Raw genomic sequence first — 24,542 nt, 5'->3', positions numbered from 1 at the left:
TCCCCTCTGGAGCGCCACCGGTGCGGTTCAGCCGTCCCGGGCGAAGTGGTCCCAGCCGCCCTGGTCCTGAGCCATCCCGGACCCCTCCTGCGGCCACTCCACCGGGCCGGCCCCCGGACCGGCGCCGCCACCGTCCCCGGTGACCCCGGGCAGGTCGCCGGGGAGGAGGCGGCCGACGCGCCGGAAGCCGTGGGGGATCCGGGCGCGCGCCGGCAGGACGGCGAGCAGTCCGTAGTCCTCACCGCCGGCCGTCACCCAGTCCCGGGCGTCCTGGCCCAGCGCTCGCGCCAGGGGGTCCAGCACGGCGGCGTCGGAGCGCACCCAGTCCGGATCCAGCTCGACGCGGCGGCCGTTCACCAGCGCCAGCCGCCCGGCGTCCTTGGCCACGCCGTCCGAGACGTCCATCATGGCCAGGGCCCCGGCCTCGGCGGCACGTCGTCCCGCCCCCAGCACGGGGCGCGGGCGCAACTGGGCCGTCGCGGCCCGGGCGGCCAGCCGCCGAACCCCGGGGGCGCCCCTCCGGAGCCGGTCCAGGAGCTCCTCCCGGGAGGTGTCCAGCACCGCGAGTCCGGCGGCGGCCCAGCCGGCCCGCCCGCACAGTACGAGGTCCACGGGGTCCGCCGCGGACACCGTGGGCGTCATCGCGCGCCGGACCGCGGGGCGGCCGCCGAGGTCTCCGGTGGCCGTGATGGCCAGGGTGATCCGGTCGTCCGAGCCCAGGTCCCCGCCCACGACCCGGCACCGCCGGGCCCCCAGGCGCCTCACGGCCCCGGCGATCCCGGCGGCGAGACCGTCGATCCAGGACACCCCCGTGGTGTGAGGCATGGTCAGGGCCAGCAGCAGCCCGGTGGCGTCCGCCCCCATCGCGTTCATGTCCGACAGGTTCTGGGCCGCCGCCTTCCAGCCGATCGAGTACCCCCCGGCGAAACCCCGGACGTCGTCCCCGCCCCCGCCACGGGATGCCCCGCAGGAGACGGCCGGCCAGTCCAGGCGGAAGTCCCGGTCCTGCGCCATGGCGTCGGTGGAGATGACGAACCGTCCGTCCGGGGCGGACACCACCGCGGCGTCGTCCCCGGGCCCCACCGTACCCTCGGGCCAGTCCCCCGCGGCCGGCAGGACGGCGAAGCGGCGGTTCAGGATGCGCAGGATCCCGGCCTCACCGAGGCCGCCGACCGTCCGGTCCCCCGTGCTGCCCCGCGACCGCGCCTGCTGACCGGTGCTCAATGCCGCCCGCTGGCCGCCGCCAGCGCCTCCCGGAACCGCCCGTAGCGGTTGATCTCCTGGCGCACCGGTTCTGCGATCCGCTGGGCGGCGACCTCGGCGATCGCCGCACGCAACCGGCGTCGGGCCCGCTGGGCACGAGCCCGGGCGCCCAGGCGCACCAGCGGGGCCGCGAGCAGGGCCAGCAGGATGCCGAAGGCCAGCCCGCCGGCCGCCAGCAGGGTGGGGATGGGGAACCCCTCCACGTCCGGGGCGGGGGGCAGGTCGAACTGGAGGTAGGCCGCCAGGGCCAGGACCCCGAGCCAGGCCAGTCCGGCCACGGCCGCCAGCAGGGCGAGCCACTGCAGGACATTGACGAGATGCCACCACCAGGAGGTGGCACCGGCCCGGAGATCGGTCGAGGTGATGGCCTGGTCGAGCTCATCGGGCAGCTGCTCCGCGTGGCTGCGGGCGGCCCGGCGGATCGAGGACCGCCAGGAGTCCGGTGCGCCCTCGCTGGCCGAGTCGGCGAAGGCCCGGACCGCCCCGTCCGCCTGGGCCCGCTGGGCCGGGCTGCGCTCGGGCAGGGACGTGCGGTGCAGACGGGGGTCGTCGGCGCCGGACGTGGCCCCGGGGGCGGCACCCTCACCGCGGCGCAGGCCCAGCCGGCGCAACGGGTCCTGGCGCACGCGGGCCATCCACCGCATCACGGGCCAGCCGGTGCGCCGGCCCCCCTCGAGACGGTAGGACTGGGCGACGGCCCGGATCACGGTGGAGGCTCCCGAGGCCTCGGCCAGGGCGTCCACGAGCCGGGACTCGGCCCCCTTGCCGACGCCGGCCGGCACGCCTCCGGCGTCCTCGGACCCCAGTGCGCGGGCGGCGGTCCGCACGTCGGACAGCAGTCGTTCGGTGGCGGCCGAGCGCTGGGCGGCCACCTCGGCGATGGCGGTCCGCACGGCGTCGACACCGGCCCCCGTGGTGGCCGAGGCCGGGTAGACGGGGACGCGGACCAGTCCGTCCCGGGCTAGCAGGTCCTTCAGCGAGGCCACGACCCGCTCGACATCCGGACCGGCAAGGCGATCCACCTGGTTGAGCACCACGAGGGTGACGGCCCGGTGTGCGGCCAGGGGTTCCAGGAACTCCCGGTGCAGCGCGGCGTCGGCGTACTTCTGGGGATCCACCACCCAGACCAGCACATCCACCTGGCCCACGAGCCGCTGGACGGTCCTGCGGTGACCGGCCGCGATCGAGTCGAAGTCCGGGAGGTCGAGCAGGATCAACCCGCCCGACTCCCGCCGCCGACCCCACCACGTAGTCAGGTCGGTGCCGGCGGCCGGCCCGTCCAGGACGTGCCGCTGGTTCACCTCGAGCCAGTCGAGCAGGGGGCCGGCGCCCTCGGCACCCCACACCGCGGCCATGGGCTCCGAGGTGGTCGGGCGGGTGGCGGCGGCCCGGGCCAGAGCGTGGCCGGTGACGGCGTTGAACAGGCTGGACTTCCCCGACCCGGTGGCGCCGAAGAAGCCGACGACCGTGTGCTCCGCCGAGAGCCGGCGGCGCTGGCCGGCGTGGTCCACCACCTGGCGGGCGGCCGCGAGCGCCTGGTCGGGCAACCGGCCCTCCCCCAGGTCCGTGGCCGTCCCGAGGGCGGCCAGCTTGCGGTCCAGGGGTGTCCCGTCCCGGGGCGCCGGTACGGCGCGCAGGTCCTGTCCCTCGCGCAGGTCCCGTCCGTCGCGGCTCATGCCCCGGCCTCCCCGGTCACGGAGGTGCCGGAGCCGCCGAGCCGGCGCAGTCCGGGGACCAGCGCCCGCAGGTGCTCCGTCTCCTCGTCCTCACGGACCTCGTCCAGCAGGACGGTGAAACGCCGGGCGTCATGGACCAGCAGGTCGCTGACCCGCTGCGCCAGGTTCTGCTGCGAGCGCCGGGCCAGGCGGCGCACGGCGTCCTCGCCGAAGATCGACTCCAGCAGCTTCTGGGCCACCACGGCGGTTCCGCCGGCGATCCCGACCTCGATGCCGAGCAGCCCTCCGGTGGACGCGAAGGACACGATCATCAGGGTCACCGCCACTCCGTTCACGCCCAGGGCGGTCACGCGGGCCATGGTGCGCTTGCCCGCGCCCTCGTCCTCGATGAGCCGGATCAGGTCCTGCTGCCAGCCGCGGATCTCGGCGGCGGCCCGGTCCGGGAAGTCCTCCGGCACCCGGGACAGGTCCCGGCCCTCGAGCAGTGCCCGGCCGGCGGCGTCCTGACGCCAGCGGTCCTCCGACTCCTCGGCGGCGGCGGCCACCTGTTCCACGAGCACGGCGTGCAGTCCGGTCTCGATGGCGGTCTCGACCGCCTCGGGTGGCGCGGGCCGGCCGGTCAGGAAGGCGGTGATCCGGTCCCTCAGGCGCCCGATGCCGGATTCCAGGGACCGGAAGAACTCGCCCGTGCCCACGAAGTCCTGCCAGCGGCTGAGCACCTCTCCGCGCAGCAGGGTGCCGTCGTGGGTGGCCGCCAGCACCCCCTCCCGGGCCTGTCCGTAGGCCGATTCCACGGCACCGGTCAGCCGTTCGGCCGCCTCGCGCTGGTCGTCCTCGGCCTGGGCGATGCCCTCGGCCTTGTCCGCGAGCTGCCGCACCACCCCGTTGAGGGTGCGGCGGGCCACCTCGGACCGGGAGCCGGCGTCGTGGGCTATGGCGGCCAGCCACTGCTGGAGCGGCGCGGCGGTACCGGCCGGCAGCATGCCGTCCGCGTCCAGTGGTGACTCGGTGACGACGAACAGCTCGGCCCCGCCCAGTCCACGCCGGCCCAGCAGTGCGGACAGGTCGGTGGCCACCTCGTCCTCGACTCCGGCCGGCACCCGGTCCAGGACGACGGCGACCGTGATGTCCCGGGCGGCCGCGTCCAGCAGCAGTTCCCACGGCACCGCGTCCGCGTAGCGGTTGGCGGTGGTGACAAAGATCCACAGGTCCGCCGCCGAGAGCAGCTGCGCGGCCAGCCGCCGGTTCTCGTCCGCGATGGAATCGATGTCCGGGGCATCCAGCAGGGCCAGTCCGGGGGGCAGCTGCGGTTCGGCGACCATCACGAGGGTGTCCGTGGCCTGGGGGTCGGGGTCCACGCCCGCCCGCTCGGCCGGCGGCCGCGCACCGGGATCGGCGCGGTGGCCGGTGGTCCGGGAGAGCCCGGGCAGTACCCGAGCGGTGGTGAACCACTCGACGTCGTCCGGGTGGTGCAGCAGGATCGGCTGCCGCGTGGTGGGGCGGATGGCACCGGCCCGGGTCACGGGGTGGCCCACCAGGGCGTTGACCAGGGTCGACTTCCCGGCCCCGGTGGATCCCCCGACGACGGCCAGCAGCGGGGCGTCGAGGCTGCGGTAGCGCGGCAGGACGTAGTCGTCGAGCTGGCCGACGGCGGACCGGCGGACGGCCTCCGTGTCCGCGGCCCCGTCCACGGCCAGCGGCAGGCGGACCGCATCCAGTTCTGTCCGGAGCCGGCCCAGGAGGTCCACGGCCTCGGCGGCGATCCGGGGGGCGGCGTCCGCGGAACCGCCCGCTGCGGGGACCGGCGCCTCCGGTGCGACCGGCAGTCCTGCCCCCGGGGATCCTGCCAGTGGCTCGTCCGGGGAACCGGCGTCGGGGGCTCCTGGCGTGAAGGGTGTGCTCACCACCCCATCATGACACCCGGGACGGAGGTGCCGGGGAACGCAAGAGGCCCGGTCCTGATGGACCGGGCCTCGTGCTCGTGGTGACCCCAGCGGGATTCGAACCCGCGTTACCGCCGTGAGAGGGCGGCGTACTAGGCCGCTATACGATGGGGCCGTCACCGTTGTCCGTCAAGTCCCGCCTGACTGGCGTTTCTCTCCGGGCAACCCCAGAAGTATTTCATACTCTGGGGGCTTTCACCAAATCGGTGAAATCCGCTGGGGTACCAGGACTCGAACCTAGAATGACGGTACCAGAAACCGTTGTGTTGCCAATTACACCATACCCCAATGGCTGTCAAGTGAATGATCCGGTCACCCGGGATTCCCTTGGGCCATCCGCACCAGGTCTCCCTGGCACGGGTGTTTACTATACCGGCGATCGGCGCCGATGACAAAACGGCGCCGGGGTGGGCTCCGTCACCCCGGCCGGGCCCCGGTTCAGCCGGCGTCCGTGGTGCGGGCGGCCTGCTCTGCCGCGAACCGGTCGAGGCGCGCCAGGGCGGAGTCCCGCCCCAGGATCTCGAGGGACTCGAACAGCGGCGGCGAGACCTTCTTGCCGGACACGGCGGTCCGCACGGGCCCGAAGGCCTGACGCGGCTTGAGGCCGAGCCCGTCGATCAGCTCACGCCGCAGCGCGGCCTCGATGGCCTCGGTCCTCCAGTCACCGTCCTCGATCCCGGCCAGTCCGCGTCGCGCCGCGGCCAGGGCGCCGCCCAGGTCGGCGGGCATGCCCTTGAGGGCCCCGTCCGCCGTCGTGATCTGGTCATCGGCCTGGAACAGGAAGGCGAGCATGTCCACGGCCTCGCCCAGCAGGGCCACGCGCTCCTGCACCAGCGGGGCGGCGGCGTCGAGGACCTGGCCCTCGCGCGCCGTCAACGGGTCGGACACGAGACCGGCCTGCTGCAGGTAGGGCACCAGCCGGTCGCGGAAGTCCTGGCCGTCCAGCATCCGCACGTGGGTCCCGTTGATCGCGGTGGCCTTCTTCTCGTCGAACCGGGCCGGATTGGCCAGCACGTGGTGCACGTCGAAGTGCTGCACGAACTGCTCTCGGGTGAAGATGTCCTCGTCCGCCGAGAGCGACCAGCCCAGCAGCGCCAGGTAGTTGATCAGGCCCTCGGGGATGAACCCGTGCTCGCGGTGCAGGAACAGGTTGGACTGCGGGTCCCGCTTGGACAGCTTCTTGTTGCCCTCCCCCATCACGTACGGCAGGTGGCCGAACGCGGGCATGTACTTCGCCACCCCGATGGCGTATAGGGCCCGGTAGAGCGCGATCTGCCGCGGCGTGGAGGACAACAGGTCCTCGCCGCGCAGCACGTGCGTGATCTCCATCAGGGCATCGTCCAGGGGGTTGACCAGGGTGTAGAGCGGGGAACCGTCCGGGCGCACCACCACGAAGTCCGGGACCGAACCGGCCTGGAAGGTGATCTCACCGCGCACCGTGTCCGTGAAGGTGATGTCCTCCTCCGGCATGCGCAGGCGCAGCGCGGGCTGGCGGCCCTCGGCGCGGAACCCGGCCACCTGCTCGGGGGTCAGGTCACGGTCGTAACCGTCATATCCCAGCTTGGGGTCCCGGCCCGCGGCACGGTGGCGGGCCTCGATCTCCTCCGGCGTGGAGAAGCTCTCGTAGATGTACCCGGCGTCCTTGAGCCGGGCGATCACGTCCTGGTAGATCTGACCGCGCTGGGACTGGCGGTAGGGCGCATGCGGGCCGCCCACCTCCACGCCCTCGTCCCAGTCGATGCCGAGCCAGGACATGGCCTCCAGCAGCTGCTGGTAGCTCTCCTCGGAGTCACGCTTGGCGTCGGTGTCCTCGATCCGGAACACCATGGTCCCGCCCGTGTGCCGGGCCCAGCCCCAGTTGAACAGGGCGGTGCGGATGAGTCCGACGTGCGGGGTTCCGGTCGGTGAGGGGCAGAAACGGACGCGGACCGGGGCGTCGGCGGGGACGGCGGGGATGTCGGCGGGGACGGCGGGGATGTCGGCGGGGGCCGTGGCGGAGTGTGCAGTCGTCATGATGACTGCCAGTCTATTATCGACGCCGGCCGGCGCGGCCGGCGCTCAGCGGCGATAGACGCTGGCCAGGGTGCCGATCCCCTCGACCGTCGCCTCGGTGCGCTGGCCCGCCTCGACGGTGCCGACGCCGGCCGGCGTCCCGGTGAGGATGACGTCCCCGGGCAGCAGCGTGAAGGCCTCGGAGACCGCGGCCACGATCTCACGGACGCCGAAGACCATGTCCGCGGTGGTGCCGTCCTGGACGGTCCGGCCGTCCAGGGTCATGGTGATGCGCAGGTCCTCCGTGGCGGAGGTGTCCAGACCGGTCTCGATCCACGGCCCCAGCGGGCACGCGCCGTCGAAGCCCTTCGCCCGGGCCCACTGCAGGTCCGCGCGCTGCGCGTCCCGGGCGGTGAGGTCGTTGGCCACGGTGTAGCCGAACACGACGTCGTCCACGCGGTCCACCGGGACCTCCTTGCAGATGGTCCCGATGACGACCGCGAGTTCCGCCTCGTAGGAGACCTCCTCGGACCAGGACGGCAGCGTGACCGGTTCCCCCGGTCCGACCACGGAGGTGTTGGGCTTGAGGAAGAACTGGGGGCGGTCCGGAACCTCGTTGCCGAGCTCGGCGGCGTGGCCCGCCCAGTTGCGTCCGACGCCCACCACCTTGGACCGCGGGATGATGGGGGCCACCAGCCGCACGTCGGCCAGGGCGTGGCGCGTGGCGGTGGGATGGATGCCCTGGAAGAACGGGTCACCGTGCAGTTCGGTGATCGTCAGCTCCTCCAGGGGGGCGTCCGGCTCCCCCTCGACGATGCCGTACGCGGGCTCTGACTGGGCGACGAAACGGGCGATGCGCATGCCCCGAGCCTAGTGGCACGGCAGCGGGGCCGGGCACCCCGGCAGAGGGCCCCCGCCCCTGTGGAATACTGGGGCCGGGCCGCGAGGCCGGGCCCGGGCCCACCCGTGACGGGAATCATCCGCCGGGCATCACACAGGCATGAGTGAAAGCAGGACCGTGAATCCCACCATCGAGCACCTCCGCCGGGAACTTTCCACGAAAGTCTTCGACCAGGGCTTCCACTGGCGGATCATGTTCCTCGGCAAGTCGATCAACGGCACCACCGACATCGTCTCCTCCCTGTACCGCTCGTTGCGCAACCTCGGGCACCACGTGCTCCAGGTGGACACCTCCCAGCACCGCATCCTGGACAACCCCCACGGGGCCATGGGCGGCATGGGACCCATCTACGTCCCGTACGACCGCATCAAGCACATGGTCGACGAGTTCCGGCCGCAGATGATCATCCTGTGTGCCGGCGGCATGGTGTTCACCGAGGAGGACGCCCGTCTCCTGAAGGACCGCGGGATCATGCTCGTGGGCACCACCCTGTCCGACCCGGACGTCTTCCCCTCCGTGAAGGACCACGTCCACACCTTCGACGTCCACACCACCAACTCCCAGACGGCCCTGCAGATGTACCGGGACGCCGGGGTGGTGAACACCGTGTACCTGCCCTTCGGGATCGACCGCGGCTTCGTCACGCAGGACGTGAAGACCGCCCCCGAGTTCGAGCACGACGTCATCTGCCTGGGTCACGCCCACGACCGCCCGGACCGCAACAAGGTCATGACGGCCCTCGACCGGCAGTTCGACGTCAAGACCTACGGGCGCGGTTGGGAGCTGCCCGGGTCCGAGCCCGTGGCCGGGACGGAGATGGTCCAGGCGCTCAAGGGCGGCCGGATCCACGTCAACTTCCCGCTGACCCGTGCCGGGTTCATCAACATCAAGTGCGGCGTGTTCGAGTCCGCCGGCCAGGGCGCCCTGGTGGCGACCGGGAACTTCGACGAGATGGCCGACTTCTTCGAGTACGGCGAGGAGATCATCGGCTACGAGGACGAGGAGGACCTGGCCCGCCAGATCCGCTTCCTCCTGGACCACCCCGAGGAGTACGACCGGATCGCGGAGAACGGGTTCCGCCGGGTCGTCGAGAACCACCTGTACGAGCACCGCTGGATGGACCTGTTCTCCACCTTCCGTTCCCTCGACGAGGCCTCCTTCCCGTGGCTCGACGCCGAGCGCCGCGAGACCCTGTCCCGCACGCTCTCGGAGTCGCTGCCGCGGGCGAAGAAGGTCATCCTGGCGGGCTTCTACGGAGCCGGGAACATCGGCGACGAGCTGATCCTGAAGTCGGTGTCCCACGCCCTGCACCGGGCGGACCCGGCCGTGCAGGTCCAGGTGGCCGCGGAGAACGCGCAGCGGGTGGAGGCCTCCCACGGCCTGCAGGCGTTCACGCGGCGCAACCTCAACGCGGCCGCCTACGAGGTGCACACTGCGGCCGCGGTCGTCGTCGGCGGCGGCGGGCTCTGGCACGACTACACCTTCGAGCGGGCCGGCGGGCTGCTCGGCCTGTTCACGGGGGCCACCATCTCCATGGCCGGCTTCGGCATCCTGCCGCTCATGGGACGCGTGCTCGACAAGCCCTACCACGTCGTCGGCATGGGCGTCGGACCGCTGACCGACGAGGACGCGCGGGCCACCGTGCGGTACCTCGCGAACCAGACCTCGTCGCTGTACGTCCGGGACCCCGAGTCCGCCGAGCTGCTGCGCTCCCTGCCGGTCGACGCCGACCGCATCACCACCGGGCCCGACGTCGTCCACGCCGTCCCGCTGCCGGCGGCCGAGGACGTCCGCGAGTCCCTGCCGGCCGCCGTCGCCCGCGCCCGGGAGGAGGGCCGGCCGGTCATCGGGGTCAACCTGCGCCCGTGGGCGCACGAGGACATGGACGCCGTGGCGGCCACCGTGGCCGGTGCCCTCGCGGACGCGACGCCCGCCGGGGGCCCCGCCCCGCTCTACGTCTCAGTGCCCATGCAGTCCGGGGCGGCCTTCGACGTCGCGGCGATCGAGCGCGTGTTCGAGCAGTTGCCGGAAGGCTCCGAGACCTGGACCCCCGAGGGGCCCCTGGACCTGGACACCCTCGTGGCGCTCTACGGCGCCATGGACCTGCTGGTGGCGATGCGCCTGCACGCGGCCCTGGTGGCCCACCGCTGCGGGGTGCCCGTCGTCGGGCTCGGTTACGACCCCAAGGTCGGCCGTCACTTCGACGAGGTCGAGCGCGGCGACTGGTGCCTGCCGCTGACCGTGGACCGCACCGCCCTCACGGGCCGGGTCCGCGACGGTCTGCAGGCCGGCCGGGCCGGGTTCTCCGAGTCCACGCTGACCGCCCTGGCGCGGTTGCGCGCCGAGGCGGAGCAGTGCCTGGCCGTGTCCGCGCGGATGATCGCCGACTCCCCCACGCCGCAGGCGGTCTACGAGGTCCCGGCGGAGAACGCCGTGGGGACCGGGGTGCCGGCCCTGCGCAAGGCGCCCCAGCCGACGCGGTTCGTGGGCCTGCAGCCCGCCGGCGTGGGCATCCCCGTGCCGTCGAACCGGCCGGTGGGCCGCTTCCGGGCGAGTGCGTTCGACATCGCCCTGCACCTGCCGGTGACCCGCCCCCTGAAGGGGATGGAGTTGCGCTGGGACGGCGAGCTGCACATCGAGGGCGAGGGCGCCAAGGACCTGGGGTTCACCCTGACGGCCCCGTGGTCCAACCCGAAGGCCACGGGCAGGCTGTTCGCCGAGATCGACGTGGCCGGCAAGGCCTACTCCCTCGACCTGGCCGAGGACCACGGCACGGTCCTGTTGCACCTGGTGCACGAGGCGGGGGTCCTGCCGTTCACCTTCCGCCTACGGGTGGCCAGAAAGGCCTTCGAATCGAGGTCGTGGCCGAACGCCTCCGCCGTGACGCTGCAGCTGGTCTCCGCCTCCGACCTCGCCCCGGCCGTCGCGCAGGACCTGTCGTCGGCGCTGCTCTCGGCCTCGGCAGGAACGGTCCGGGAGGCCTGAGGCCGGTCTCCTCAGCACCGGCAGGCCGCCGTGCGCTTCCGTCCTGGAGCTGCGCCCCGGGGAGGCCAACACCCCGGAGGGTGACGGGAATCACTACCGGGAGGTCGGCCATGCCTGTCTGGCTGCCCAGGCCGATGACACCATCTCCTCCAGCGAGTGGCGCATGCGCCAGTCCAGGTCCCGGGCGGCCAGCTGCCCCTCGGCCACGATCCTCGCCGGGTCCCCCGGACGGCGGTCATGGATCTGAGGGGTGAAGTCGATCCCGGTGACGGCGGCCGCGGTGTCCATGATCTGCCGCACCGAGGTCCCGTGCCCCGAGCCGAGGTTGTAGACCGGCTCCACGGTCTCCCCCTCCTGCAGGCGTTGGGCGGCGGCGACGTGGGCCTGGGCCAGGTCGGCCACGTGGACGTAGTCGCGCACGCAGGTGCCGTCCGGGGTCGGATAGTCCTGACCGTAGATCCGCGGGACGCCTCCGGCCACGAGGGCATCGAAGACCAGGGGGAAGAGGTTGTGCGGGGAGGTGTCCGGCAGGCTCACCTCCCCGGAGCCGACGACGTTGAAGTACCGCAACGAGGTGTGCCGCAACCCGGTGGCCCGGCCCTGGCCGGCCAGCAGCCGCTCGCCGATGAGCTTGGACTCCCCGTACGGGGACTCCGGTGTGGTGGCGGTGTCCTCGGTGACCACGTCGACGCCGGGCGTGCCGTAGACGGCGGCCGAGGAGGAGAACACGATCCGCTCCACCCCGGCGGACTGCATGGCCTCCAGCAGGCTCGCGGTGCCGGTCACGTTGATCCGGTAGGTGTGCAGGGGCCGCTGCACGGACACCCCGGCATACTTGAACCCGGCCACGTGGATCACCCCGGTGACCCCGTGCTCCACCAGGGCGGTACGGACGAGCCCGGTGTCGTTGACATCGGCCTCCACGAACGGCACCGCCTCCGGCACGAAGGACCGGTGCCCGCTGGTCAGCGAGTCCAGCACCACCGCCCGCATCCCGGCTTCCTGCAAAGCGCGCACCACGTGCGCACCGATATACCCGGCCCCGCCGGTCACCAACCACGTCATACACGAAGCCTAGTCACCGAGTCACCGGCCATGACGACGGAGCCTCCCGCGTGTCCGGCGCTCGCCACCGGAGCCCCGGGTTCGGCGTCCTGCGCACCCGGGGCCCCCACCCTGCGACGACCGTGACCCGCCCTACGAGCCGGCCTGGACGTTGGTGCCCACCAGGACCTCCCGGGTCCCGGCGCGTGCGGCGCGCTCCTCGAAACCGGCCACGTACCCGTCCCAGACGTCCTGGTGCACCACGTACTCGGGACGCCACGGCTTCGCGGGACCGGCCCAGTGGATGATCTTCGGATCGACCGCGACCTCCTGCTGGGGCACCGCGTTCCACCGGGGGTCCAGTACCGTCCGGTTCCGGCCGGCATAGCAGTTCAGGATCTCCTGGTCGTTCATGCCGTATCCGCCGGCCATGCCCACGTAGCGATGGCAGAAGTCGTCGGCGCGCATCGTGGCCAGGTCCATCACCAGGATTCCCGCATTGAAGGTCGTGAAGTCGTACTCCATCGTGTCGTGCATGCCCCGGCGAAGCTCGGAGGCCGTCTGCGCATCCAGCCGGTTAGCGGCCCGGTAGACGTTGCCGAAGCCGCTCTCGGCCCAGCTCGCCTTGGAGGACCGGCCGGCAAGCGGGGTACCGGTCATGTCCGTGGCGTACAGCTCCGCGATGTCGGCCACCGTCACGGCGTCGATGTCGTGGTAGATGATCCGGTCGAGGTCCGGCATGAGCAGGGGAAGCAGCAGCCGGTCCATGGTGGAGACCGTGATGTGCTTGAGCATCCCGGCGATCTCGCCATAGTGGACCTCGTCACACGGCAGGAAGGTGAACGAGGTCTCCGGGAAGGTCTCTGCCAGGGCCGAGAAGTAGGCGTCGTCGAGACCGCGGGTGAGCACCCAGAAGTGCACGGGGCGCGAGGACCCGGACAGGATCGACTGGACCACGACCGGCACCTCGGCGCGCAGGTTCTGATCCGTGGCCAGGGCTACGTGGACGGTGTCGTGTGCCGGGTCCTCACCGGTGCCCTCCGCCTCGGGGTTCACCCCGGCGGCACCGAAGTCACGGCGCCCGGCCAGGATCGTCTCGCACGCGGCGCCGACGTCGAACTGTGGCTCCGGGAGCGTGAACGGCCGGGAGCAGTGCGCCTCGGCGGCGGCGACGTCCTCCGCGGTGATCTGCCGCCACAACGCGTAGACCTCGTCCTTGCCGGCTCCCGAGAGGATCGACCGGTAGACGGCCTCCAGCTTGGAACGGATGCCGTCCTGGATGGCCGCCAGGGCCGGGGAACCGGGAGTCATGTCGAGCAGCCCGTCGAAGCGCACGTCACCCTGGCGCCCGGGCGTGAAGTCGACGGGGCATCCCAGGGCCGTGGCCGGCAGGTAGCAGTGCAGGCGCGAGGTGATGATCCGGTCGAAGCCCCGGTACCGCTCGAGCAGCTCCAGGGCCTCCTCGACGTTGTCACCCATGCCCGACCAGCCGACGGACGGGTCGGCCTGGGTGATGGTCTCCACGGTGGCGCCGGCGGGGATGAGTGCTTTGATCGCCGGCGTGAGGCCCTTGTCCACGACGGCGACCCGCTGGCCCACGCGGCCCGCGGCCCGGCCGGCAGCCGGCCCCGTGGACCCATCGGCCTCGGAGAACACCGCGCTGACGGTGGTGGTCAGGCAACCGGAGAAGAAGGCCGGCACGCCGAGGCTGCGCAGCAGGTAGACGGTGGTCCAGTCCCGGCAACCGACCGGGGCGTGCTCCTTCAGATAGGCCACCGCCTCGTCGGTGAGCATCTCGCGGCGGTTGACGTGGAAGGAGATGAAGATCGGGTTGATGTTGTCCGCGAAGGGGAAGTCGAAGGATCCGTCGAACGGGGTATGCATGTACCAGCCGAAGGCCACCAGCCACGTGTTGGCCGGCAGGTGGTTCCGATGGGTGTCGTCGCGGTCCACCCGGACCACGTTGACCTCGGTGTCCGCGGCCAGGTCGGCGCGGAACGTCGGGTTGGTGCGCTTCTGCAGGACCTCGAGGGTCCCCGTCACGTCGGCGTCCCCGCGGAAACCCAGGTTCTGGAACCGGGCCACGTGGGTCAGCGCCCCGATCGTCTGGATGTAGTCGCCGATGTTGCTGGACTGGCGCAGGAAGTCGGGCTGCTTGTAGTCCAGGATGCCGATGTTCACCGCACCATCGCGCCAGTCGGGCTGTCCGTGGGACTCGATTTCCTTCAACCGCATCCAGTGGCGCATCCACCGGTAGTCCTCCAACCGGGCCGGTTCGAGGTCGGGGGCGTCACCACGATCGGCGACGAGCGCCGTGAACTGCTCGCGGGCGAAGACGTCGCGGCGTTCGCGGACGGCCAGCATGACGACGAAGAAGCGCAGGCTGTCCGAGGCCAGGGTCGCGTCGGGATGGGCCGACACGTCCCGGCAGGCCTGGTCGGGGTCCTGGCGGAAGCGGAAGTCCAGCCACTCGGCGGGTACCAGCCGTACCGCGGTCTGCACGTCGAGCGCGGTGAAATGGTGCTCGGCCAGCTCGTAGAGCTTCTGGTACATGGCCACCAGCCCGACGGCGGCATGACCCAGGAGTCTGGTCTCCGGGCTGTTCAGCAGCGAATGCCCGATGGACCGTGCCCTGACGTGCTGGCGCTGGGCCAACAGGCTCCGGACCATGTGGATCACCGAGAGGTCCAGCGGCCGGCCGTGCTCGAGGTCACGCGCGAGCACCGCCTCGCTGCCGAGGGACTTCATCGTGGACAGCACGTGCTGGCGGGCACCGGCCTGAGAGATCCCGCCCGGGATCGGGTTGCCGGCCTGGCCCAGGCCCAGGCTCACCGCCGAGCGGAACAGGGACAGGTCCTGACGCTGTTGCTCGAGCGCCGCGACACGTCTTCTCAGATCGGCGATGAGACGGTCATCAGTGATGGCGCCGTCGACCGGGACGCCCCCGGAAGGGGGAGGCCCTGGCCGCTTCCCCTGGGCCGGGTCCTGGTCCACGCCCAGGCGGCGCAGTGCCTTTCCGGCCAGCCTGCGACCCTTCCGGACTGCTCGTCCGGCCACTGCGGGAATCCCTCCTCTGTCGCCGTGAGTACGGGGGTCAGAGGCTTCTCGGGATTCATGCATGCCAGGTCCTGTCTGTCAACGATCGCTCAACGACATGCCTCCCCGCGGCCCAGTCACCGGGGAGCCGGGGAACGGCACGTGTCCCACCACCGTACCGCCACGGCATGGCGGGATTCGGGAGCACCCGCCCATCCCGATAGATTGATCTCCCATGAATGCCTTGCTCCCGTCCGGAACGCCGGAACTGCCCACCCTGGTCAGCTTCTACGCCGGTGATCGTTACTACCACGATGCCGCGGATCGGCTGCGCGCCGACTGTGAGCGGCAGGGCATGCCGCACCACATCGAGGAACTCCCCGCCGACGGTCTCGACTGGGGTGCCATCACCCGGGAGAAGGTCGCGTTCTACCGACGCATGCACGAACGCTTCGGGGCCATCCTCTGGGTGGACGTCGACACAAGACTCGTGGGGGTTCCCGAGCAACTGCGCGGCAGCCGCTTCGACCTCGCCGGGTTCGGGGGCCGGTACCGGTACATCCGGGACTTCGATCCCTTCCAGACGGCCCGCTTCTGGGTGCCGTCCTTCCTGTACTTCGGGCCCACCGCGGAGGCACGGGAATTCCTGGACCTCATGGTGTCCATCGAGCAGGAGACCGAGGAGCGCGTCACGGACGACTATGTGCTCCAGGAGGCGTGGATGCGGCACCAGACCATGCTCTCGGTGGGCCTCCTCCCGCCGGATCTCGTGGCCCGTCCCACGGACGCCCTGACCGATCGCCATGTCTTCGTCCACGGTGACAGCGGGAATGTCTCTGCCTTCCGGGGCCAGTTGACGCAGCACAGCAAGCTCGGTGACAGCCCCCAGGCCCGTTCGTACGTCCTCGGAGCCGAGGCCGTGGACTCCATGAAGACGGGTGACCGCCAGGCCGCGGTAAAGCTCGCCCGGCGCGCGCTGGACGCGGTGCCCGCGAGTTCCGAGGCGGCCGTGCGCCTCTCACGGTACCTGAAGATCACGCGGCAACCCGAGGCGGCCGTCGACGTCCTGCGTCGTCAGCTCGACCTCCACCCTGGCCTGGACGCCTCACGCCAGGAACTGGCGGTCCGGTATTCCGAACAGGGGTTGTTCGCCGAGGCACGGGCAGAGGTCAAGCGCCTGGCCTCTGACGGGAGCCCGGACATCGCGGCGCGCGCCCGGTCCCTCGGTGACGACCTCGGGCGGGAGGAACGTGCCCGGTCATTGGGGCTGGGCCCGGCCGAGAGGCCGAGGATGTGGTGGATGAAGACGCCGTACCCCGGCAACTTCGGAGACGTGCTCAGCCCCTGGCTCGTGGAGTGGGTCACCGGCCGCCCCCCGCTGTTCGGCCGACGCAATGACGGGCTCCTGGCGATCGGCTCGGTCATCAAGTTCGCCAGCGGGCGGTCGACCGTCTGGGGCGCCGGGACCCCGCGCCGCGGCGATGCTCTCTCCGCTGACGCGCGCTACCTCGCCGTCCGCGGGCCGATCACCCGTCAGGAGGTCATCGCCTCGGGGGGGACCTGCCCGGAGGTCTATGGCGATCCAGCCCTGCTCCTCCCCCGCTTCGTCCCCGGGCACGAGGGCCCGAAGGAGCACGAGGTGGGGTTCATCCGGCACGTCACCCAGGACAACCTGGACCTCTCGCTCGGTGGGGTGGCGGACATCCGCCTGACCGGTGTGGGCGAGGACTTCCTGCGCTCGGTGGTGGACCAGATCACCTCGTGTGAACGGATCGTCTCGACGTCCCTGCACGGGGTGATCGTGGCCAACGCCTACGGCATCCCGGCTCGCTGGGCCGTGGTGTCCGATGCGTCCGAGGCGATCAGCGGTGACGGGACGAAGTTCGAGGACTACTTCCGCTCGGTGGGCCTGCCCGTCCAGGAACCCCTCGTCCTGACGCGCGACACCCCCATCACACCGTCCCTGGCCGACGGCCTGCCGGACACGGTCGAGCTGGACTTCGACGGCGACGCGCTCGCCGGCGCCCTGTGCGAGGGCCTGGGACTCTAGGCAGGACCACGACGGCCCGCTCCGGTGGCTGCTCCCGCGGGAGCGGCTACCGGAGCGGGCCGTTTCTCGTGCGTCCTGGGCGCCCCGGTGTCCTCAGGCCAGCCGGTGGAGCCAGCCGTGGCGGTCCTCGCCGTGGCCGGTCTGCAGGTCCAGGAGTTCACGGCGGATGTCCAGCGCCACGGAGTCACCCGGGGTGACGGCCGGGGAGTCGAAGTGCTCCTCGCCGTCCACCAGGCGGCCGATCGGGGTGATGACGGCCGCCGTGCCACAGGCGAACACCTCGGTGATCTCACCGCCGGCCACCCCGTCGCGCCACTCCTGGAGCGTGATGCGCCGCTCGACGACGTCCAGCCCGCGGCCCCGGCCCAGCTGCAGCACGGAGGATCGCGTGACGCCCTCCAGGATGGTGCCGGTGAGCTCGGGGGTGACGAGGGAGCCGTCCTTGAAGACGAAGAACACGTTCATCCCGCCCAGTTCCTCCACGGCGTTGTCCCGGACGGGGTCGAGGAAGAGGACCTGGTCGCAGCCCTGGGCCGACGCCTCGAGCTGCGCGGCCAGGGACGCGGCGTAGTTGCCGCCGAACTTGGCCGCACCGGTGCCGCCGTGACCGGCGCGGGCGTAGTCCCGGGAAACCCAGATGGAGACGGGCTTGAGCTCGCCCCCGAAATAGTTCCCCGCCGGGGAGGCGATGACCTTGTAGGCGATCTCGTGGGCCGGGCGCACGCCGAGGAATGCCTCGGAGGCGTACATGAACGGCCGCAGGTACAGGGACTGCCCCTCGCCGTCCGGAACCCAGCCGATGTCCGTGGACACCAGCAGGCGCAACGACTCGAGGAAGTCCTCCTCCGGCAGTTCCGGCAGGGCCAGCCGCCGCGCGGAGCGGTTCAGGCGTGCCGCGTTGGCTTGGGGCCGGAACGTCCACACGGTGCCGTCCGGGTGGCGATAGGCCTTCAGGCCCTCGAAGATCTCCTGGGCGTAGTGGAGGACGGCCGTGGCCGGGGACAGGCTCAGCGGCCCGAACGGCTCGATCCGCGCGTCGTGCCAGGTCCCGCCGCTGTGCTGCCCGTCGCCGCCCCAGGTCCAGTCGATGGAGACCATGTGGTCGGTGAAGTGCTGCCCGAAGCCCGGATCCGCCAGGATCTCACGGCGCCGCTCCTCGGAGACGGGCGAGGACTGGGGATGGACGGCGAATTCCATGGACACGACGGATTCCTTCTCTCGTAGTACCCCGGGTGCCACGCAGGCCGGCGCCGGCCGCGCCCAGGGCATTGCTTCGCGTTCTCGGTGGCCAGCGGGTCCGCTGATGCGCCGGGAAGGTGCATCCATCATATGACCTGCCCGGAGGGCGATTCAGACGCGGGATGCCTCGACGGCGCTCAGACGGCGGCGGCGATGGCGTCACCGACCTGCGCCGTGGTGCGCGGTCCCGACTGCGGCGTGCCGGACTGGCCGCGGGCGGCCATGTCCGCCCACACGGCCTCGTTGATGCGGCGGGCGGCATCGCTGCGGCCGGCCTGCTCCAGGAGCAAGGCCCCGGAGAGGATGGCGGCGGTGGGGTCGGCCTGCTGCTGTCCGGCGATGTCCGGGGCCGAACCGTGGACCGGCTCGAACATGGACGGTGCGGTGCCGGAGATGTTCAGGTTCCCGGACGCGGCCAGGCCGATGCCGCCCGTGACGGCGGCGGCGAGGTCGGTGAGGATGTCCCCGAACAGGTTGTCCGTGACGATCACGTCGAACCGCGAGGGGTCGGTGGTCATGTGGATGGTCGCGGCGTCCACGTGCATGTAGTCGTGGGTGACGGACGGGTACTCCGCGGCCACGGCCTCCACCGTCCGCCGCCAGAGGTGCCCGGCGTACACGAGCACGTTGTGCTTGTGCACGAGGGACACGTGCCGGCGCGGCCGGGTGGCGGCCAGCGCGAAGGCGTGGCGGACGACCCGCTCCACGCCGTAGGCGGTGTTGACGGAGACCTCGGTGGCGATCTCCTGGGGCGTGCCGGTCCGGATGGCCCCGCCGTTGCCGACGTAGGGCCCCTCGGTGCCCTCGCGCACGACCACGAAGTCGATGTCACCGGGCTCCGCCAGCGGGCTGGGGACCCCGGGGTAGAGCCGCGCCGGACGCAGGTTCACCCCGTGGTCCAGGCTGAACCGCAGCTTCAGCAGCAGCTCACGCTCGATCAGCCCGGAGGGGATGCGGGTGTCGTTCGGGGCGGCGCCCACGGCACCGAACAGGATCGCGTCGTGGCCGCGCAGCCGCTGCAGGGTCTCCTCGGTCAGCGTCTCCCCGGTCTGCAGCCAGTGCGCCGCGCCGAGTGAGTAGTCGGTGGTGCGGATCTCCGCGTCACCGGAGCCCTCCGTGGCCGCCCGCATGACCTTCAGCGCCTCGGCGGTCACCTCCGGCCCGATGCCGTCCCCGCCGATGACGGCGATGTCCAGGACGTCCTGGACGGAGCGGGTGGCGGTCTGGGTGCTGGCCGGGCGAACCGTATCGGCGACGTTTTCCATGCCCTCAGGCTAGGCCCGCACGGGGACACTGGTCCACCATGTGGTCACACTGTCCACCATGCGGACAGGCACCGGTCCCGCCGGGGGACGCGGCCGACCGGCGTCCGGTCCCACGGCGGCCCGCCAGGGAGCGGGGACGCACCGCTGGTCCTAGCCGGCCTCTGGCTCCTCGTGGCGCGGGAAGACCGGGACCGGCGCCGGCAGGGAGGCCCCCGGCACCAGGGCCTCGTCCCAGGCCGCGAAGGACCGCGGCCCGGCACCGGACGCGCCCGTGCGGCCGGCGTCGCCGGAGGCCTCCACCCCGAGCAGGTCCAGCAGGCGCGTGGCCGATCCCGGCATCACCGGCTGGACCAGCAGCGCCACGCGGCGCACCGTCTCCAGCGTCACGTACAGCACGGTGGCCATCCGCTCCGGGTCGGTCTTGCGCAGCACCCAGGGCTGCTGATCGGCGAAGTAGGCGTTCGCGTCGTGCAGGACGGCCCACGTGGACTCCAGGGCGTGGTGGAAGTCCTGCACGACGTAGTCCGCCCGCGAGGTCTCCAGCAGGGACGAGACGGACTCCAGCAGGGCGCGGTCGGCGTCGGTGTACTCCCCCGGCTCCGGCACCGTGCCGCCGAGGTTCTTGGCCACCATGGACAGCGAGCGCTGGGCCAGGTTGCCCAGGTTGTTGGCCAGGTCCGCGTTCTTGCGCCCCACCACGGCGTCGTGACTGTACGAACCGTCGGCGCCGAAGGGGAACTCTCGCATCAGGAAGTACCGCACGGCGTCCAGCCCGTAGTGGGCCACCCACTCCGCCGGGGCCACGACGTTGCCCAGCGACTTGGACATCTTCTGGCCCTCGTTGTTCAGGAAACCGTGGATCATCACCCGCCGCGGCAGCTCGAGGCCGGCGCTCATCAGGAAGGCCGGCCAGAAGATGCAGTGGAACCGGGAGATGTCCTTGCCGATGATGTGCAGGTCGGCCGGCCAGTAGCGCGCGAAGCGCTCCGAACCGGTGTCGGGGAATCCGGCACCGGTGAGGTAGTTGGTCAGCGCGTCCACCCACACGTACATCACGTGCTCCAGGGTGGGCTGGACGGGCTGCCCGTCCGGGCCCTTCGCGGTGCCGTCCGCCGGCGCCGGGACGTCGATCCCCCAGTCGAAGGAGGTCCGGGAGATGGACAGGTCCTCCAGCCCGGACTCCACGAACCGGATGACCTCGTTGAACCGGTACTGCGGCGCGGCGAACTGCGGGCGGCTGCGGTAGAGCTCCAGCAGCGGCTCCTGGTACTTCGAGAGGCGGAAGAAGTAGCTCTCCTCCTCCGTCCAGGTCACCTCGGTGCCGGTCTCCGTCGCATAGCGCACGCCGTCCTCGCCCACGTGCGTCTCGTCCTCGCCGAAGAACCGCTCGTCGCGCACCGAGTACCAGCCGGAGTAGCTGCCCAGGTAGATGTCACCGGCGGCCTCCATGCGCCGCCAGATGGCCTGGACGGACTCGCGGTGGTCGGCGTCCGTGGTCCGGATGAACCGGTCGTAGGACACGTCCAGGACCTCGTCGTCCACCCGCTGGAAGGCCGCCGCGTTGCGGGTGGCCAGTTCCAGCGGGGTGATGCCCTCGGCCTCGGCGGTCTGCTGCATCTTCTGGCCGTGCTCGTCCGTGCCGGTGAGGAAGAACACGTCCTTGCCGTCGAGGCGCTGGAACCGGGCCATCACGTCCGCGCCCACGTACTCGTACGCGTGGCCGATGTGCGGCTCGCCGTTCGGGTAGGAGATGGCGGTGGACAGGTAGTAGCTCTGGGCCATGCGCTCAGTGCTCCAGGTCGAGCAGGTCGATCCCGGCGACCCTGGAGGCCCCGATGGACTCGCCCAGCTGCTCGGCGACACCGGCCGGCAGGGCCGCGTCCAGGGTCAGCATGGCCAGGGCCTCGCCGCCCTCGGACTGGCGGGAGACGTCCATGCCGGCGATGTTCACGTCGGCGTCGCCCAGCACGTTGCCGATGGTCCCGATGACGCCGGGACGGTCGGTGTAGCGGAAGACCAGCAGGTGCTCGGCCAGCGGGACCTCGATCTCGTAGCCGTCGATCCCGACCACCTTCTGGACCTGCTTGGGCCCGGTCAGGGTGCCGGACACGGACAGCTGGGTGCCGTTGGAGGTGGCGCCCTTGACGGTGACCGTGTTGCGGTAGGCCGGGGACTCGGAGGTGGTCGTCAGCCGGGTCTCCACGCCCCGCTGCTCGGCCAGGACCGGGGCGTTGACGTAGGAGACGTGGTCGGAGACCACGTCCGTGAACACGCCCTTGAGCGCGGCCAGCTGGAGGGACTTGACGTCCTTGTCCGCGATCTCACCGGCGACCTCGAGCTCCACGACGGTCAGCGAGTCACCGGTGGACAGCGCCGTCAGGATGCGGCCGAGCTTCTCGGCCAGCGGGATGCCCGGGCGGACGTCCTCGTGGATGATGCCGCCGGCCACGTTGACGGCGTCCGGGACGAGCTCGCCGGCCAGTGCCAGTCGTACCGACTTGGCCACGGACACGCCAGCCTTCTCCTGGGCCTCCGAGGTGGAGGCCCCCAGGTGCGGGGTCACCACGGCGTTGTCGTGGGTGAAGAACGGCAGGTCGATGGCCGGCTCGGAGGAGAAGACGTCGATGGCCGCGCCGCCGACGGTGCCGGCCTCGAGGGCGCGGTTCAGCGCGTCCTCGTCGATCAGCCCGCCGCGGGCCACGTTCACCACGTAGGCGGTGTCCTTCATGATCGCGAACTGGTCGTCGGAGATCATCCCGATGGTCTCCGGGGTCTTCGGCATGTGGATGGTGATGAAGTCGGCCTGGGCCAGCAGCTCGTCCAGGTCCAGCAGGCGGGCACCGATCTGCTGGGCCCGCGCGGAGGTGATGTACGGGTCGTAGGCGAGGATCTCCATGCCGAACGAGCGCATCCGTTCGGCCACGAGCGAGCCGATGCGCCCCAGCCCGATGATGCCCAGCTTCTTCTCGTACAGCTCGACGCCGGCGTACTTGGAACGCTTCCACTCCCCGCCCTTCAGGGCGCGGTTGGCCGGGGCGATGTTGCGGGCCACGCCGAGGATGTGGCCGCAGGTGAGCTCGGCAGCGGACAGCACGTTCGAGGTCGGGGCGTTGACCACCATGACACCGGCCTGGGTGGCCGCCTTGGTGTCCACGTTGTCCAGCCCGACACCGGCCCGCGCGATCACCTTGAGCCGGGAGGCGGCCCCGATCGCCTCGGCGTCCATCTTCGTCGCCGAGCGGATCAGCACCGCGTCGGCCTCCGGCAGGGCGGCCAGCAGCTGGGCACGGTCGGCACCGTCGGTCGTCCTGATCTCGAAATCCGGACCCAGGGCGTCCACGGTGGCCGGGGAGAGTTCTTCAGCGATGAGGACGACGGGCTTGGTTTCAGACACGGGAGGTTCACCTTCGGATAGACATTGACGCCGGCTCGGAACGTGGGTCGGCCGATCTTGATTCTAGGACCTGGAAGCACGGCGGCCCCCCGTGTGCACGAGGGGCCGCCTTCACGCCCGGGATCACCCCGGGCGCCGGAGGGGTGGTACGGCTCAGCGGGCCGCGGTGCCCTCGGTGTAGTCGTCGTCGGAGTCCTTCAGCCAGGAGAACATCTGGCGCAGCTCGCGGCCGGTCTTCTCGATCGGGTGCGCCTCACCGGCGGCACGCAGCTTCTTGAACTCCGGTGCCCCGGCGGCCTGGTCGTCCATGAAGCGCTTGGCGAAGGTGCCGTCCTGGATGTCGGCCAGCACGGCCTTCATGTTCTCCTTGACGCTCGGGTCGATGACACGCGGGCCGGAGACGTAGTCGCCGTACTCGGCGGTGTCGGAGACGGACCAGCGCTGCTTGGCGATGCCGCCCTCGACCATGAGGTCCACGATCAGCTTGAGCTCGTGGAGCACCTCGAAGTAGGCGACCTCGGGCTGGTAGCCGGCCTCGGTCAGGACCTCGAAGCCGTACTGGATCAGCTGGGAGGCGCCGCCGCACAGCACGGCCTGCTCGCCGAACAGGTCGGACTCGGTCTCCTCGGTGAACGTGGTCTCGATGACGCCGGCGCGGGTGCCGCCGATGCCCTTCGCGTAGGACAGGGCCAAGTTCTTGGCGTTGCCGGTGGCGTCCTGCTCGACGGCGATCAGGGCGGGCACGCCGCGGCCGGCCTCGAACTCACGGCGGACCACGTGGCCCGGGCCCTTCGGGGCCACCAGCGCGACGTCGACGCCGGCCGGGGGCTGGATGTAGCCGTAGCGGATGTTGAAGCCGTGGGCGAAGAACAGGGCGTCACCGTCCTGCAGGTTCGGGGCGATGTGCTCCTGGTAGACGGCGCCCTGGACCTGGTCCGGGGTGAGGATCATGATCAAGTCCGCCTCGGCAGCGGCCTCGGCCACGGAGACGACGCGCAGGCCCTCGGCCTCGGCCTTGGCGCGGGACTTGGAGCCCTCGGCAAGGCCGATGCGGACGTCCACGCCGGAGTCACGCAGGCTCAGCGAGTGGGCGTGGCCCTGGGAGCCGTAGCCGATGACGGCGACGGTGCGTCCCTGGATGATCGAGAGGTCGGCGTCGTCTTCGTAGTACTTGGTGGTCACAGGAGATCTCCTCGGTGTGTTGTTCGGTGGTTGTCGGGAAGTGGGTGGGGACCCGAAGGTCAGTTCCGGGTCAGGGCGCGGTCGGTCATCGACTTGCCGCCCCGCCCGACGGCGATGGTCCCGGAGCGCACGAGCTCGCGGATCCCGAAGGGCTCGAGCACCTCCAGCAGCGCGGCCAGCTTGTCGGCCGCGCCGGTGGCCTCGATGGTCACGGAGTCGGTGGAGACGTCCACCACGGAGGCGCGGAACAGCTCGACGGCCTGGACGACCTGGGACCGGGTGGCCGCGTCCGAACGGACCTTGACCAGCAGGTGGTCGCGCTGGACGGAGTTGTCGGCGCTCAGCTCGACGATCTTGATGACGTTGACGAGCTTGTTGAGCTGCTTGGTCACCTGCTCGAGCAGGTCTCCCTCGGCGTCCACCACCACGGTGATCCGGGACAGTCCCTCGATCTCGGAGGTGCCCACGGCCAGGGAGTGGATGTTGAAGGCGCGGCGGGCGAAGAGGCTGGCGACGCGCGTCAGCACGCCCGGCACGTCCTCGACCAGTACGGACAGCGTGTGTCGTGCCAT

The 24,542-nt window shown here is 71.4% G+C and carries 15 protein-coding genes and 2 tRNA genes; 2 read left to right on the top strand and 15 right to left on the bottom strand.

Going from position 1 to position 24,542, the window contains the following annotated elements; translation table 11 throughout:
- Window positions 1-27 precede the first annotated feature (27 nt).
- The 7 genes from GGQ69_RS03660 to GGQ69_RS03630 form a co-directional block, all read right to left on the bottom strand.
- Window positions 28-1,224 (bottom strand): thiamine-monophosphate kinase, encoded by a 1,197-nt coding sequence (locus GGQ69_RS03660; protein ID WP_183524756.1) that lies wholly within the window; start codon window positions 1,222-1,224, stop codon window positions 28-30.
- Window positions 1,221-2,939, bottom strand: coding sequence for a GTPase (locus tag GGQ69_RS03655; protein WP_183524754.1), 1,719 nt, complete (start codon window positions 2,937-2,939; stop codon window positions 1,221-1,223). Before GGQ69_RS03655 ends, GGQ69_RS03660 begins: the two co-directional genes overlap by 4 nt.
- Window positions 2,936-4,846, bottom strand: coding sequence for a dynamin family protein (locus GGQ69_RS03650; RefSeq protein WP_183524751.1), 1,911 nt, complete (start codon window positions 4,844-4,846; stop codon window positions 2,936-2,938). The genes GGQ69_RS03655 and GGQ69_RS03650 overlap by 4 nt, the downstream gene beginning before the upstream one ends.
- A 75-nt stretch (window positions 4,847-4,921) precedes the next feature.
- Window positions 4,922-4,997: transfer RNA gene (locus tag GGQ69_RS03645), tRNA-Glu, on the bottom strand.
- Between the two features lie 101 nt (window positions 4,998-5,098).
- Window positions 5,099-5,170 (bottom strand) — tRNA-Gln (locus GGQ69_RS03640).
- Window positions 5,171-5,320: 150 nt separating this feature from the next.
- Window positions 5,321-6,895, bottom strand: coding sequence for a glutamate--tRNA ligase (gltX, locus tag GGQ69_RS03635; protein WP_183524748.1), 1,575 nt, complete (start codon window positions 6,893-6,895; stop codon window positions 5,321-5,323).
- 45 nt (window positions 6,896-6,940) lie between these two features.
- Window positions 6,941-7,735 (bottom strand): fumarylacetoacetate hydrolase family protein, encoded by a 795-nt coding sequence (locus GGQ69_RS03630; RefSeq protein ID WP_183524745.1) that lies wholly within the window; start codon window positions 7,733-7,735, stop codon window positions 6,941-6,943.
- 139 nt (window positions 7,736-7,874) lie between these two features.
- On the opposite strand from GGQ69_RS03630, the gene GGQ69_RS03625 reads away from it, so the two are divergent.
- Complete coding sequence (locus tag GGQ69_RS03625) at window positions 7,875-10,760, top strand: polysaccharide pyruvyl transferase family protein (protein ID WP_183524742.1); 2,886 nt, start codon at window positions 7,875-7,877, stop codon at window positions 10,758-10,760.
- A 93-nt stretch (window positions 10,761-10,853) separates the two neighbouring features.
- Here GGQ69_RS03625 and galE read toward each other — a convergent pair whose 3' ends face one another.
- Both galE and GGQ69_RS16775 read right to left on the bottom strand, forming a co-directional pair.
- A complete protein-coding gene (gene galE, locus GGQ69_RS03620) occupies window positions 10,854-11,825 on the bottom strand; it encodes a UDP-glucose 4-epimerase GalE (RefSeq protein WP_183524739.1) in 972 nt (323 codons plus the stop codon).
- 132 nt (window positions 11,826-11,957) lie between these two features.
- Window positions 11,958-14,861, bottom strand: coding sequence for a glycosyltransferase family 8 protein (locus GGQ69_RS16775; protein WP_183524736.1), 2,904 nt, complete (start codon window positions 14,859-14,861; stop codon window positions 11,958-11,960).
- A gap of 214 nt (window positions 14,862-15,075) precedes the next feature.
- Here GGQ69_RS16775 and GGQ69_RS03610 point away from each other — a divergent pair, with 214 nt between their 5' ends.
- Window positions 15,076-16,890 carry a polysaccharide pyruvyl transferase family protein gene (locus tag GGQ69_RS03610; RefSeq protein ID WP_183524733.1) on the top strand — a complete coding sequence of 605 codons (1,815 nt, stop codon included), beginning with the start codon at window positions 15,076-15,078 and terminating at the stop codon, window positions 16,888-16,890.
- 93 nt (window positions 16,891-16,983) lie between these two features.
- Here GGQ69_RS03610 and GGQ69_RS03605 read toward each other — a convergent pair whose 3' ends face one another.
- The 6 genes from GGQ69_RS03605 to ilvN all read right to left on the bottom strand — a co-directional run bounded on the left by GGQ69_RS03605 (window position 16,984) and on the right by ilvN (window position 24,542).
- Window positions 16,984-18,087, bottom strand: a complete 1,104-nt coding sequence (locus tag GGQ69_RS03605; RefSeq protein WP_183528250.1) for a branched-chain amino acid aminotransferase — start codon at window positions 18,085-18,087, stop codon at window positions 16,984-16,986.
- Between the two features lie 179 nt (window positions 18,088-18,266).
- On the bottom strand, window positions 18,267-19,394 hold the full coding sequence (locus tag GGQ69_RS03600; RefSeq protein WP_255459409.1) for a 3-isopropylmalate dehydrogenase: 1,128 nt from the start codon (window positions 19,392-19,394) through the stop codon (window positions 18,267-18,269).
- Between the two features lie 150 nt (window positions 19,395-19,544).
- Window positions 19,545-21,176: a methionine--tRNA ligase gene (gene metG, locus GGQ69_RS03595; protein ID WP_183524730.1), complete on the bottom strand. Its 1,632-nt coding sequence runs from the start codon at window positions 21,174-21,176 to the stop codon at window positions 19,545-19,547.
- Between the two features lie 4 nt (window positions 21,177-21,180).
- The gene (gene serA, locus GGQ69_RS03590) at window positions 21,181-22,788 is read right to left on the bottom strand and encodes a phosphoglycerate dehydrogenase (RefSeq protein WP_010145504.1); all 1,608 of its coding nucleotides are present in this window, start codon (window positions 22,786-22,788) and stop codon (window positions 21,181-21,183) included.
- Window positions 22,789-22,941: 153 nt separating this feature from the next.
- Window positions 22,942-23,970 (bottom strand): ketol-acid reductoisomerase, encoded by a 1,029-nt coding sequence (gene ilvC, locus GGQ69_RS03585; RefSeq protein WP_183524726.1) that lies wholly within the window; start codon window positions 23,968-23,970, stop codon window positions 22,942-22,944.
- Between the two features lie 59 nt (window positions 23,971-24,029).
- Window positions 24,030-24,542, bottom strand: coding sequence for an acetolactate synthase small subunit (gene ilvN, locus GGQ69_RS03580; protein ID WP_183524723.1), 513 nt, complete (start codon window positions 24,540-24,542; stop codon window positions 24,030-24,032).

The sequence above is a fragment of the Micrococcus sp. TA1 genome (assembly GCF_014199555.1).
GTDB lineage: Bacteria > Actinomycetota > Actinomycetes > Actinomycetales > Micrococcaceae > Citricoccus.
Note: the sequence above shows the minus strand (reverse complement) of the source record. Positions and strands in the feature narration are given on the sequence as shown.